This window comes from Pseudomonas sp. B3(2017) (assembly GCF_002113595.1).
Taxonomy (GTDB): domain Bacteria; phylum Pseudomonadota; class Gammaproteobacteria; order Pseudomonadales; family Pseudomonadaceae; genus Aquipseudomonas; species Aquipseudomonas ekonensis.
In genome coordinates this window covers 65,177-77,531 of record NZ_NEIU01000012.1, presented here as the reverse complement: position 1 = coordinate 77,531, position 12,355 = coordinate 65,177, and the positions used below count along the sequence as shown (strand labels likewise).

General features: G+C 65.0%; 10 protein-coding genes. 3 read left to right on the top strand and 7 right to left on the bottom strand.

The genetic code is table 11. From position 1 onward, the window contains the following. Positions 1–7 precede the first annotated feature (7 nt). The 7 genes from CAG33_RS18000 to gloB all read right to left on the bottom strand — a co-directional run bounded on the left by CAG33_RS18000 (position 8) and on the right by gloB (position 9,993). Positions 8–1,618, bottom strand: a complete 1,611-nt coding sequence (locus CAG33_RS18000; protein ID WP_085639821.1) for an ABC transporter ATP-binding protein — start codon at positions 1,616–1,618, stop codon at positions 8–10. Position 1,619: 1 nt separating this feature from the next. Continuing rightward, positions 1,620–2,639: an ABC transporter permease gene (locus tag CAG33_RS17995; RefSeq protein ID WP_085583548.1), complete on the bottom strand. Its 1,020-nt coding sequence runs from the start codon at positions 2,637–2,639 to the stop codon at positions 1,620–1,622. Between the two features lies 1 nt (position 2,640). Continuing rightward, the gene (locus CAG33_RS17990; RefSeq protein WP_085583550.1) at positions 2,641–3,714 is read right to left on the bottom strand and encodes a microcin C ABC transporter permease YejB; all 1,074 of its coding nucleotides are present in this window, start codon (positions 3,712–3,714) and stop codon (positions 2,641–2,643) included. Between the two features lie 4 nt (positions 3,715–3,718). After that, positions 3,719–5,560 carry an extracellular solute-binding protein gene (locus CAG33_RS17985; RefSeq protein WP_085639818.1) on the bottom strand — a complete coding sequence of 614 codons (1,842 nt, stop codon included), beginning with the start codon at positions 5,558–5,560 and terminating at the stop codon, positions 3,719–3,721. Beyond that, positions 5,557–7,389, bottom strand: coding sequence for an extracellular solute-binding protein (locus CAG33_RS17980; RefSeq protein WP_085639815.1), 1,833 nt, complete (start codon positions 7,387–7,389; stop codon positions 5,557–5,559). Before CAG33_RS17980 ends, CAG33_RS17985 begins: the two co-directional genes overlap by 4 nt. A gap of 270 nt (positions 7,390–7,659) precedes the next feature. After that, the gene (locus tag CAG33_RS17975; protein ID WP_085583556.1) at positions 7,660–9,126 is read right to left on the bottom strand and encodes a transglycosylase SLT domain-containing protein; all 1,467 of its coding nucleotides are present in this window, start codon (positions 9,124–9,126) and stop codon (positions 7,660–7,662) included. A 99-nt stretch (positions 9,127–9,225) separates the two neighbouring features. Beyond that, complete coding sequence (gloB, locus tag CAG33_RS17970; RefSeq protein ID WP_085583622.1) at positions 9,226–9,993, bottom strand: hydroxyacylglutathione hydrolase; 768 nt, start codon at positions 9,991–9,993, stop codon at positions 9,226–9,228. 65 nt (positions 9,994–10,058) lie between these two features. Between gloB and CAG33_RS17965 the strand changes: the two genes are divergently transcribed. The 3 genes from CAG33_RS17965 to dnaQ all read left to right on the top strand — a co-directional run bounded on the left by CAG33_RS17965 (position 10,059) and on the right by dnaQ (position 12,296). Then, complete coding sequence (locus tag CAG33_RS17965; RefSeq protein WP_085583558.1) at positions 10,059–10,817, top strand: class I SAM-dependent methyltransferase; 759 nt, start codon at positions 10,059–10,061, stop codon at positions 10,815–10,817. A 91-nt stretch (positions 10,818–10,908) separates the two neighbouring features. Continuing rightward, on the top strand, positions 10,909–11,361 hold the full coding sequence (gene rnhA, locus CAG33_RS17960; protein WP_085583560.1) for a ribonuclease HI: 453 nt from the start codon (positions 10,909–10,911) through the stop codon (positions 11,359–11,361). A gap of 191 nt (positions 11,362–11,552) precedes the next feature. Continuing rightward, on the top strand, positions 11,553–12,296 hold the full coding sequence (gene dnaQ / locus CAG33_RS17955; protein ID WP_085583562.1) for a DNA polymerase III subunit epsilon: 744 nt from the start codon (positions 11,553–11,555) through the stop codon (positions 12,294–12,296). The last annotated feature ends 59 nt before the right edge of the window (positions 12,297–12,355 follow it).

The following is a 12,355-nucleotide window of genomic DNA, read 5'->3' as shown; positions in this document are numbered from 1 at the left end:
TTTCAGGTTATTGCGCAGAGGCTGGCGCCAAAAAAGCGGCTTCCAGCAACTGCTGTGTATACGGATGTCGGGGGGCGGCAAAGATGTCTTGCGCGTCCCCCTGTTCGACCACTTGGCCATGCTTGACCACCATCAGCTGGTGGCTCAGCGCTTTGACGACAGCCAGGTCATGGCTGATGAACAAATACGTCAGGTTGTACTTGGCTTGCAGTGAACGCAACAGCTCCACCACTTGCCGCTGCACCGTCCGGTCGAGCGCCGAAGTGGGCTCGTCCAGCAGGATCAGCGCCGGCTTGAGCACCAGGGCCCGGGCAATGGCGATACGCTGCCGTTGCCCACCGGAAAATTCATGGGGGTAGCGGTGCCGGGTCTCCGGATCCAGGCCTACCTCCTTCAACGCGGCGATGATCGCCGCCTCTTGCTCCGCTTCGGTGCTGATCCCGTGGATCCGCAGGCCTTCGCCGACGATCTGGCTCACGCACATGCGCGGGCTCAGGCTGCCGAACGGATCCTGGAACACCACCTGCATCTCCCGGCGCAGCGGGCGGACTTCGTTCTGCGTCAGGCAGTCTAGCTGCTTGCCCTCGAAACGGATGCCGCCGCGGCTGCCGATCAGCCGCAGAATCGCCAGACCCAGCGTCGACTTGCCGGAACCGCTTTCGCCCACGATCCCCAACGTCTGCCCCTGAGGCAGGCTGAAGCGGATGCCGTCCACGGCCTTGACGTGGTCCACCGTGCGCTTGAACAGGCCTTTCTTGATCGGGAACCAGACCTTCAGATCCTCGACCTCCAGCAGCGGCGCCCCGGCCTTGTTGCCCGCCGGGCCTCCGCTGGGCTCCGCCGCCAGCAGCTCCCGAGTGTACGGATGCTGCGGAGAACGGAACAACTCGGCGCACGATGCCTGTTCGACGATGCAACCGCGCTGCATGACACATACGCGGTGCGCAATTCTTCGCACCAGGTTCAAATCGTGGCTGATCAGCAGCAGCGCCATGCCCAGCCGGGCCTGCAGTTCCTTGAGCAGATCGAGGATTTTCAGCTGCACGGTCACGTCCAGCGCGGTGGTCGGCTCATCGGCGATCAGCAGCTCCGGCTCGTTGGCCAGGGCCATGGCGATCATCACCCGCTGGCGCTGGCCGCCGGAGAGTTCGTGGGGCAGGGCCTTGAGCCGCTTGGCGGGTTCGGGGATGCCGACCATCTCCAGCAGCTCCAGGGTGCGCCGGGTGGCGACCTTGCCGGTCAGGCCCTTGTGGATGCCCAGCACCTCGTTGATCTGCTTCTCGATGGAGTGCAGCGGGTTGAGCGAGGTCATCGGCTCCTGGAAGATCATCGCGATGCGGTTGCCGCGGATGTGGCGGATGGTCTTTTCCTTCAGGTCCAGCAGGTTCTGCCCGGCGTAGTTGATGCTGCCGGCGGGATGGCGGGCGAGCGGGTAGGGCAGCAGGCGCAGGATCGAGTGCGCCGTCACCGACTTGCCGGAGCCGCTTTCGCCGACCAGGGCCAGGGTCTCGCCGCGCTTGATGTCGAAGCTCACGCCCTCCACCACCCGCTGGATGCGGTCGCCCAGGCCGAACTCGACGGCGAGGTCGCGCACTTCGATCAGATTGTCCTGATTCATTTCACTTCCTCGGGTCGAAGGCGTCGCGGGCGGATTCGCCGATGAACACCAGAAGGCTCAGCATCAGGGCCAGCACGGCGAACGCGCTCATGCCCAGCCACGGCGCCTGCAGGTTGGATTTGCCCTGGGCCACCAGCTCGCCCAGCGACGGGCTGCCCGCCGGCAAACCGAAGCCGAGGAAGTCCAGGGCCGTGAGGGTGCCGATGGCGCCGGTCAGGATGAACGGCATGAAAGTCATGGTCGAGACCATGGCGTTGGGCAGGATGTGGCGGAACATGATCGCGCCGTTGCGCATCCCCAGCGCCCGGGCCGCCCGCACGTATTCGAGGTTGCGCCCGCGCAGGAATTCGGCGCGCACCACGTCCACCAGGCTCATCCAGGAGAACAGCAGCATGATCCCCAGCAGCCACCAGAAGTTCGGCTGCACGAAACTGGCCAGGATGATCAGCAGGTACAGCACCGGCAGCCCCGACCAGATCTCCAGGAAGCGCTGGCCGGCCAGGTCGACCCAGCCGCCGTAGAAGCCTTGCAGTGCGCCGGCGATCACGCCGATCAGCGAACTGAGCACCGTAAGAGTGAGGGCGAACAGCACCGAGATGCGAAAGCCATAGATCACCCGCGCCAGCACGTCGCGGCCCTGATCGTCGGTGCCCAGCAGGTTGACCGCCGAGGGCGGGGCGGGGGCGGGGACCTTCAGGTCGTAGTTGATGCTCTGGTAGCTGAACGGAATCGGCGCCCACAGCACCCAGGCGTCCTTGCTCTGGAGCAGTTCGCGGATGTACGGGCTCTTGTAGTTGGCCTCCAGCGGGAATTCGCCGCCGAACGCGGTTTCCGGGTAGCGCTTGAGCGCCGGGAAATACCATTGGTCGTCGTAGTGGATCGCCAGCGGCTTGTCGTTGGCGATCAGTTCGGCGCCAAGGCTCAAGCCGAACAGGATCAGGAACAGCCACAGCGACCACCAGCCGCGCTTGTTGGCCTTGAACAGTTCGAAGCGGCGGCGGTTGAGAGGGGACAGGTTCATCTCAATGCTCCCGGCTTTCGAAGTCGATGCGCGGATCGACCAGGGTGTAGGTGAGGTCGCCGATCAGTTTCACCACCAGCCCCAGCAGGGTGAAGATGAACAGGGTGCCGAACACCACCGGGTAGTCGCGGTTGATCGCCGCCTCGAAACTCATCAGGCCGAGGCCGTCGAGGGAGAAGATCACTTCCACCAGCAGGGAACCGGTGAAGAAGATGCCGATGAACGCCGACGGGAACCCGGCGATCACCAGCAGCATCGCGTTGCGGAACACATGGCCGTACAGCACGCGGCGGCGGGTCAGGCCCTTGGCCTTGGCGGTGACCACGTACTGCTTGTTGATCTCGTCGAGGAAGCTGTTCTTGGTCAGCAGGGTCATGGTCGCGAAGTTGCCGATCACCAGGGCGGTCACCGGCAGCGCCAGGTGCCAGAAGTAGTCGAGGACCTTGCCGCCCAGGCTCAGTTCGTCGAAGTTGTTCGAGGTCAGGCCCCGCAGCGGGAACCAGTCCAGGTAACTGCCGCCGGCGAACACCACGATCAGCAGGATCGCGAACAGGAACGCCGGGATCGCGTAGCCGACGATGATCGCCGAGCTGGTCCAGACGTCGAAGTGGCTGCCGTGCCGGGTGGCCTTGGCGATCCCCAGCGGGATCGACACCAGGTACATGATCAGCGTGCTCCACAGGCCCAGGGAGATCGACACCGGCATCTTTTCCTTGATCAGGTCGATCACCTTGGCGTCGCGGAAGAAGCTGTCGCCGAAATCCAGCCGGGCGTAGTTCTTGACCATGATCCACAGGCGTTCCGGGGCCGACTTGTCGAACCCGTACATGTGCTCGATTTCCTTGATCAGCGCCGGATCCAGGCCCTGGGCGCCGCGGTAGGACGAACCGGCCACCGACACCTCGGCGCCGCCGCCGGCGATGCGGCTGGTGGCGCCTTCGAAGCCTTCGAGCTTGGCGATCATCTGCTCCACCGGCCCGCCGGGGGCGGCCTGGATGATCACGAAGTTGATCAGCAGGATGCCGAACAGGGTCGGGATGATCAGCAGCAGTCGCCGAAAAATGTACGCCAGCATCTGATTACTCCGTGTCCGCTGGGGCGGCCTGCAGTTGGGTCTGGACTTCTATCGCCGGTTTGGCGTCGGGCTTGATCCACCAGGTATCAATGCCGATGTCGTACTTGGGGGAGACTTTCGGATGGCCGATGTGGTTCCAGTACGCTACGCGCCAGGTCTTGATGTGCCAGTTGGGGATCACGTAGTAGCCCCATTGCAGCACGCGGTCGAGGGCCCGGGCGTGGGCCACCAGGCTCTTGCGCGAATCGGCGTTGATCAGTTGCTCCACCAGCCGGTCGACCACCGGATCCTTCAGGCCCATCGAGTTGCGGCTGCTGGGCTTGTCGGCGGCGGCGCTCATCCAGAACTCGCGCTGCTCGTTGCCCGGCGAGTTGGACTGCGGGAAGCTGCCGACGATCATGTCGAAGTCCCGCGAACGCACGCGGTTGACGTACTGCGAGACGTCCACGCGACGGATCACCAGGTCGATGCCCAGGTCGCTCAGGTTGCGCTTGAACGGCAGCAGCACCCGCTCGAAATCGGTCTGGGCCAGCAGGAACTCGATGACCACCGGTTTGCCGTCGGCGTCGACCATCTTGTCGTCGACGATCTTCCAGCCGGCCTCTTGCAGCAGCTGGTAGGCCTCGCGCTGCTGCGGGCGGATCATGCCGCTGCCGTCGGTCTTGGGGTTTTCGAATGCCTCGCTGAACACCTGGGCCGGCAACTGGCTGCGGAACGGGTCGAGGATCGCCAGTTGGTCGGCGTCCGGCAGGCCGGTGGCGGCCATTTCCGAGTTCTCGAAATAGCTGCGGGTGCGCGCATAGGCGCTGTTGAACAATTGCTTGTTGGTCCACTCGAAGTCCAGCAGCAGGCTCAGGGCCTGACGCACCCGCACGTCTTGGAACACCGGACGGCGCAGGTTGTAGACGAAACCCTGCATGCCGGTGGGGTTGCCGTTGGGGATCTGCTCCTTGATCAGCCGCCCCTCGGTGACGGCGGGGACGTTGTAGGCATTGGCCCAGTTCTTGGCGGTCATCTCCAGCCAATAGTCGAACTGCCCGGCCTTGAGGGCTTCCAGCGCCACGGTGTTGTCGCGGTAGTAGTCGGTGGTCATCACGTCGAAGTTGTAGAAGCCGCGATTGACCGGCAGGTCCTTGCCCCAGTAGTCCTTGACCCGCTCGTAGCGCACGGAGCGTCCGGCCTTCACTTCAGCCACACGGTACGGGCCGCTGCCCAGCGGGATCTCCAGGTTGCCCTTGTTGAAGTCGCGGCTGGCCCACCAGTGTTTCGGCAGCACCGGCAACTGGCCGAGGATCAGCGGCAGTTCGCGGTTGTTGGTGTGCTTGAACTTGAACAGCACCTTGAGCGGGTCTTCGGCGATGACGTCGTCGACGTCATTGTAGTAGCCGCGGTACAGGGGCGAGCCGTCCTTGGTGAGGGTCTGGAAGCTGAACACCACGTCCTCGGCGCGCACCGGATGGCCGTCGTGGAAGCGCGCCTCCGGGCGCAGGTAGAAGCGCACCCAGCTGTTGTCCGGGGCCTTTTCGATCTTGCCGGCGATCAGGCCGTATTCGGTGAAGGGCTCGTCCAGGCTGTGGCGGGTGAGGGTGTCGTAGATCTGCCCGATGTTGTCCGCCGGCACGCCTTTGCTGATGAACGGGTTGAGGCTGTCGAAGCCGCCGAACCCGGCCTGGCGGAAGATCCCGCCCTTGGGCGCGTCGGGGTTCACGTAGTCGAACTGCTTGAAGTCGGCCGGGTATTTGGGCGGCTCGTTGTACAGGGTCACGGCGTGCTGCGGGGCGGCGCAGGCCAGCCCGGCGAACAGCAGGCCGCTGGCCTGCAGGAGCAGGGCGCGGAAGGGTTTCATCGATCTTTCTCCGAAGACTTCAGCCACCACGCGCTCAGGCCCAGGGTGTAGGGGGGCGTGGTGACGAAGGCGAACCGGTTGCGGTAGGCCAGGCGGTGATAATTGAGGTACCAGTTGGGAATGCTGTAGTGCTGCCACAGCAGCACGCGGTCCAGTGCCTTGCCGGCGGCCACCTGCTCGTCCCGGGTGCGGGCGGCGAGCAATTGCTCGAGCAGGTGGTCGACCACGGGGTCGGCGATGCCGGCGTAGTTCTTGCTGCCCTTGACGGCGGCCTGGCTTGAGTGGAAGTACTGCCATTGCTCAAGCCCCGGGCTCAGGGTCTGGTTGAGCGTCATCAGAATCATGTCGAAATCGAACTGATCCAGGCGTTGCTTGTACTGGGCGCGGTCCACGGTGCGCAGCCGGGCGTCGATGCCGATGCCGTTGAGGTTCTCGACATAGGGCTGGAGGATCCGCTCAAGGTTCGGGTTGACCAGCAGGATCTCGAAGCGCAAGGGTTGCCCGACGGCGTTCTGCAAGCGTTGGCCGTTGAGCGTCCAGCCCGCTTCGGCCAGCAGCCCCAGGGCCTTGCGCAGGGTGTCCCGGGGGATGCCGCGGCCGTCGGTCTGCGGTAGCCTGAAGGGTTCGGTGAACAGGCGGGCCGGGAGCTGATCCTTGTACGGCTTGAGTATCAGCCATTCATGGCCCACCGGCAGGCCTTCGGCGCTGAATTCGCTGTTGGGGTAGTAACTGACGCTGCGCCGGTAGGCATCGCTGAACAGGGCGCGGTTGGTCCATTCGAAATCGAACATCAGGCCCAGGGCTTCGCGCACCTTGATCTGGGCGAAGACCGGACGCCGGGTGTTCATGAACAGGCCCTGGCTCTGGGTCGGGATCCGGTGCGGGATCTGCGCCTTGATCACCTCGCCGCGGCGCAGGGCCGGGAAGTTGTAGCCGTTGGCCCAGTTCTTGGCCTGGTGCTCGATGTAGATGTCGAACTCGTCGGCCTTGAACGCTTCGAAGGCCACGTCGCTGTCGCGGTAGAACTCGACCTCCATGCGGTCGACGTTGTACTTGCCGCGGTTGACCGGCAGGTCCTTGCCCCAATAGTCCTTGACCCGTTCGAAGACCAACTGGCGCCCGGGCGTCACCGAGGTGATGCGGTAAGGGCCGCTGCCCAGCGGCGGTTCGAAGGTGGTGGCCTTGAAGTCGCGGCCTTTCCAGTAATGCTGGGGCAGCACCGGCAGTTCGCCCAGGCGCAGGATCAGCAAGGGATTGCCCGAACGCTTGAGCACGAAGCGGATGCGCTGCGGGCTGAGGATGTCGACCCGCGACACCTCCTGAAGGCTGGTGCGGTACAGCGGATGGCCTTCCTTGAGCAGCAGGCGGTAGGAAAAAGCGACGTCGTAGGCGGTGATCGGCGTGCCGTCATGGAAGCGCGCCTGCGGACGCAGGTTGAACACCACCCAACTGCGGTCTTCGCTGTATTCCACCGATTGCGCGATCAGGCCGTAGCTGGAGGCCGGCTCGTCCCCGGAGGGCGCGTACTGGCCGGTGCCGACCATCAGCGGTTCGTTCAGCTCGTTGATGCCGTACTGCAGGAAATTCGGCGTGGTGACCGGGCTGGTGCCCTTGAAGGTGTAGGGGTTGAGCGTATCGAAGGTGCCGAACGCCATCACCCGCAACGTGCCGCCCTTGGGCGCCTGCGGGTTGACCCAGTCGAAGTGGGTGAAGCTGGCCGGGTACTTGAGCGTGCCGAACTGCGCGTAACCGTGGCTTTCGGTGATGGTCGCGCTTGCGGGAGAGCTCAAGGCCAGGCTGATCAGGAACAGGAGGAAGGGACGCTTCAAGTCGGATCCGGTCCAGGCGGCTTGGGCTATGTGGCCCGTACAGTAACAGCTTGTCCGGACAGGAAAAAGACAGCGCTTAATGCGCCGTTAATTGTGCGGGCCCCGCAGGGTTGGGCAATGAACATGAATCCGCCGTGCGAACGTCAATCACTGTGGGAGCCAGCCTGCTGGCGATAGCGTCAGTTGAGCCGCCGCCGAACAGGATCAAGACAGTTGTTCCCACAAAAAAGCCCTGCAAGCGTAACGCTGCAGGGCTTATCGGTCAGGCTGTCAGTGCGGCTGGTAGACCGTGAGCATCTGCCCAGGCTTGAGGGCCTTGCCCGCGCCCGGATTCCAGCGCTTGAGGTGCTGCATCTCGACGTTGAAGCGCTTGGCCACCACGTACAGGGTGTCGCCTTGCTTGACCTTGTACTGGGTCTGCTTCTGGGCGTCGGCCTTGGCGCCGCCCTTGCTGTTGGCCGCGACCACGGTGTTGATGCGGCCGCCGGCATTGCGGGCCGGGGTGCGTTTGGTGGTGTCGCGCATCACCAGGGTCTGGCCGACCTTGAGGTTCTTGCCGGACAGCTTGTTCCAGCGCTGCAGGTCCTTGACCTCGACCTTGTTGGCCTTGGCGATGGAGGCGAGGTTGTCGCCGCGCTTGACCCGGTAGGCGCGCTTGAGCTGTGCGACCTCGGCAGGGTCGGCGCCCTCGAACACCGGTTTGAGCGAGCGCGGGCTGATCAGTTCTTCAGGCCGCATGGTCTGCAGGCTGGCGGTCAGCAGCTGCGCCTTGGACGTCGGCACCAGCAGGTGCTGCGGACCGTCGATGGTGGTGCGCTGCTTGAACGCCGGGTTGAGCTGGAACAGCTCGTCTTCGTCGATGTTGGCCACCGCCGCGACCTTGGACAGATCCATGCGCTGGTTGATCTCGACGACCTGGAAATACGGTTCGTTGGCGATCGGGTTGAGGTTCACGCCGTAGGCTTCCGGCGCCAGGACCACCTGGGACAGGGCCAGCAGCTTCGGCACGTAGGCCTGGGTCTCGGCCGGCAGCGGCAGGTTCCAGTAGTCGGTCGGCAGGCCGAGGCGCTCGTTGCGCTCGATGGCGCGGCTCACCGTGCCTTCGCCGGCGTTGTAGGCCGCCAGGGCCAGCAGCCAGTCGCCGTTGAACATGTCGTGCAGGCGGGTCAGGTAGTCCATTGCCGCGGTGGTGGAGGCGGTGATGTCCCGGCGGCCGTCGTAGAAGCGGGTCTGGCGCAGGTTGAAGGAGCGCCCGGTGGACGGGATGAACTGCCAGAGGCCCACCGCGTCGGCCCGGGAGTAGGCCATCGGGTTGTAGGCGCTTTCGATCACCGGCAGCAGCGCCAGCTCCAGCGGCATGTTGCGCTCTTCGAGGCGCTCGACGATGTAATGGATGTAGAGGCTGCCGCGTTCGCCGGCGTTCTCGAGGAACGACGGGTTGCTGGCGAACCAAAGGCGTTGCTGCTCGATGCGCGGGTTGACCCCCAGGCCCTCTTGCAGCTGGAAGCCTTCGCGCATCCGCGCCCAGATGTCCTGGGGCACCTGCGGGCTGGGCTTCTCGTTCAGCCAGATCGGCTTCTGTTTGGCCCGGGCAGCGATGTTCGGCGCGTGGGTCGCGTCAGTCTGCGGCGCATGGCTGGAGCAGCCCGCCAGGGTGGCGGACACAGCCACCGCGATGGCTTGCGCCAGGCGGGTCAGTGCGTCTGAGTTGACGGACTTGCGTATGGATGACGACATTGGCTGGAAGTAAGTTCCGGGCAAAAATGTCGGGCGATTCTAGAAAGCGCACCCCCAACGGTCAACCGTTCAGAACTTTTGTACCGTTTGGGGAATGCCTCAAAACGTGTCTTTCCAGGCCCGCAGTGCCGCAAAAACCTCACTCGGCGCCCGGTTTTGAGGGCCGCTCCGTTCGTCCACTTTTTGTTTAACTAATGTTTCACCCGTCCGCAGAAAGGGGTTCGTGAGCTTTTCCAGGGCCAAGGTCGAGGGCAGGGTCATCACGCCGTTTTCCCGCTGCTGGCGGACTTTTTCCAGACGGGCGGCGATGTCCGGGTTGGCCGGTTCGACCGCGGCGGCGAACTTCAGGTTGCTCAACGTGTATTCGTGGGTGCAGTAGACCAGCGTGTCTTCCGGCAGCGCGGCCAGGCGGCTCAGGGAATGGTGCATCTGCTGCGGCGTGCCTTCGAACAGGCGGCCGCAGCCGGCGGCGAACAGGGTGTCGCCGCAGAACAGCAGGCCATGGCGGTAGTAGGCGATGTGGCCCAGGGTGTGGCCGGGCACGGCGTAGACGTCGAAGTCCCAGCCCAGCACGCGGGCCTTGTCGCCGTCCTTGAGCGCGATGTCGCGGCCGGGGATCTTCTCGCTGGCCGGGCCGTGGACGGTGGCGCCCGTGGCCGCCTTCAGCGCCTCGACGCCGCCGACGTGGTCATGGTGGTGATGGGTGATCAGGATGTCGCCCAGCACCCAGCCCGGATGGGCGTCGAGCCAGTCCTGCACCGGCGCGGCATCCCCCGGATCGACCACCGCGCAGCGGTGGGTTGAATGATCCTGCAACAACCAGATGTAGTTGTCGGTGAACGCGGGGAGGGCACTGATCTGTATCATCTTCGGATTCGCCAAACGGGTAACATTGGCGCATCTTAGAGCTTCGTGGCGCTTTGGAGAACGACATGACCGATAAAGCGTTCGCTCAGGCCGATCCTGACTGGCTGGCCCTGATCAGTTCGGCCCGGGAGTGGCTGTCCGGGCCCCTGGGCCAATTCCTGCTGGACGAGGAGCGGCGCATGCTCGAAGACGAGCTGGGCCGTTTCTTCGGCGGCTACCTGGTGCATTACGGCCCGTCCGCCGAGACGCCGCCGTCGGCGCCCCAGGTGCAGCGCAACGTGCGCCTGGGCGCGCCGTTGCCGGGGGTAGAGATCGTCTGCGAAGAACAGGCCTGGCCGTTGAGCGAGCACGCGGCCGACGTGGTGGTCATGCAGCACGGGCTGGATTTCTGCCTGTCGCCCCACGGCCTGCTGCGCGAGGCGGCCAGCAGCGTGCGCCCCGGCGGGCACCTGCTGATCATCGGCATCAACCCCTGGAGCGCCTGGGGCCTGCGCCATGTGTTCGCCCATGACGGCCTGCGCAAGGCGCGCTGCATCTCGCCCTCGCGGGTCGCCGACTGGCTCAACCTGCTGGGCTTCGCGCTGGAGAAACGCCGCTTCGGGTGCTATCGTCCGCCGCTTGCGTCGTCCGCGTGGCAGGCGCGCCTGGCCGGCTGGGAACGCCGCGCCGGCGCCTGGCAACTGGCCGGCGGCGGCTTCTACCTGCTGGTGGCGCGCAAGATCGTGGTCGGCCTGCGCCCGGTGCGCCAGGAGCGCCGCGAACCGATGGGCAAGCTGATCCCGCTGCCGATGGCCAAGGTCAACCGCCGCCGCATCGAACCGTAGACACCTTCTTTATATTCCGGCCGGGCCTGTCCCGGCCTCGGCCATCGTCGGCCGCTGTCCGGCGAGGCACGGCAATTTCTGGATGACTGGCATGACCGATAACGTAGAACTGTTCACTGACGGCGCCTGCAAGGGCAACCCCGGCCCCGGCGGCTGGGGCGCCTTGCTGGTGTGCAAGGGCGTCGAGAAGGAACTGTGGGGCGGCGAAGCCAACACCACCAATAACCGCATGGAGCTGCTCGGCGCGATCCGCGGCCTGGAAGCCCTCAAGCGCCCGTGCGAAGTGCTGCTGGTGACCGACTCGCAATACGTGATGAAAGGCATCAACGAGTGGATGGCCAACTGGAAGAAGCGCGGCTGGAAAACCGCCGCGAAGGAGCCGGTGAAGAACGCCGACCTGTGGAAGCAGCTGGACGAGCAGGTCAACCGCCACAAGGTCACCTGGAAATGGGTGCGCGGCCACATCGGCCATCACGGCAACGAACGGGCCGACCAATTGGCCAACCGTGGCGTCGACGAAGTGCGTGGCTACAAGCAGGATTGATTCCGGCCGTGCACCGTGATGCGGCCGATCGCCAGCAGGCTGGCTCCCACAGGGTACTGATGCATTGTGCAGATCCAATGTGGGAGCCGGCCTGCCGGCGACGGGCACGACGCGGTCCACCTGAAACCCCGCGGCGAGCGTGATACCATCGCCGCCTTTGTCCGATTGCACCCGTTGAGAGCTGAACACTGATGGCCACCAGATCCGTTGTACTCGATACCGAAACCACCGGCATGCCGGTGACCGACGGCCACCGGATCATCGAGATCGGCTGCGTCGAACTGATGGGTCGGCGCCTGACGGGCCGGCACTTTCACGTGTACCTGCAACCGGACCGGGAAAGCGACGAGGGCGCGATCGGCGTTCACGGCATCACCAACGAGTTTCTGGTCGGCAAGCCCCGCTTCGCCGAAGTGGCCGACGAGTTCTTCGAGTTCATCAACGGCGCGCAGCTGATCATCCACAACGCGGCGTTCGACGTCGGCTTCATCAACAACGAATTCGCCTTGCTGGGCCAGCAGGACCGGGCCGACATCACCCGCCACTGCTCGATCCTCGACACCCTGATGATGGCGCGGGAGCGCCACCCCGGCCAGCGCAACAGCCTCGATGCGCTGTGCAAGCGTTATGGCGTGGACAACTCCGGCCGTGAGCTGCACGGCGCGTTGCTCGACTCGGAGATCCTCGCCGACGTCTACCTGACCATGACCGGCGGCCAGACCAGCCTGTCCCTGGCTGGCAACGCCTCCGACGGCTCCGGCGAAAGCAGCGGGCGCGCGTCCGAGATCCGGCGCCTGCCGGCCGACCGCCAACCGGGCCGGATCATCCGTGCCAGCGAAGACGAACTGGCGCAGCACGCGGCGCGCCTGGAAATCATCGCCAAGTCCGCCGGCGGACCGGCGCTGTGGACGCAACTGATCGAATCCCAGGCCTGATCCGGTCCCTCGTCACCGGATCGGCGCAAGCACCGCTTCCCCGGACATGAAGCCAACTG

Coding starts and splice junctions, on each gene's coding strand:
- CAG33_RS18000 (WP_085639821.1), bottom strand. CDS start 1,618: ATGAATCAGGACAATCTGATCGAAGTGCGCGACCTCGCCGTCGAGTTC.
- CAG33_RS17995 (WP_085583548.1), bottom strand. CDS start 2,639: ATGAACCTGTCCCCTCTCAACCGCCGCCGCTTCGAACTGTTCAAGGCC.
- CAG33_RS17990 (WP_085583550.1), bottom strand. CDS start 3,714: ATGCTGGCGTACATTTTTCGGCGACTGCTGCTGATCATCCCGACCCTG.
- CAG33_RS17985 (WP_085639818.1), bottom strand. CDS start 5,560: ATGAAACCCTTCCGCGCCCTGCTCCTGCAGGCCAGCGGCCTGCTGTTC.
- CAG33_RS17975 (WP_085583556.1), bottom strand. CDS start 9,126: ATGTCGTCATCCATACGCAAGTCCGTCAACTCAGACGCACTGACCCGC.
- gloB (WP_085583622.1), bottom strand. CDS start 9,993: ATGATACAGATCAGTGCCCTCCCCGCGTTCACCGACAACTACATCTGG.
- CAG33_RS17965 (WP_085583558.1), top strand. CDS start 10,059: ATGACCGATAAAGCGTTCGCTCAGGCCGATCCTGACTGGCTGGCCCTG.
- rnhA (WP_085583560.1), top strand. CDS start 10,909: ATGACCGATAACGTAGAACTGTTCACTGACGGCGCCTGCAAGGGCAAC.
- dnaQ (WP_085583562.1), top strand. CDS start 11,553: ATGGCCACCAGATCCGTTGTACTCGATACCGAAACCACCGGCATGCCG.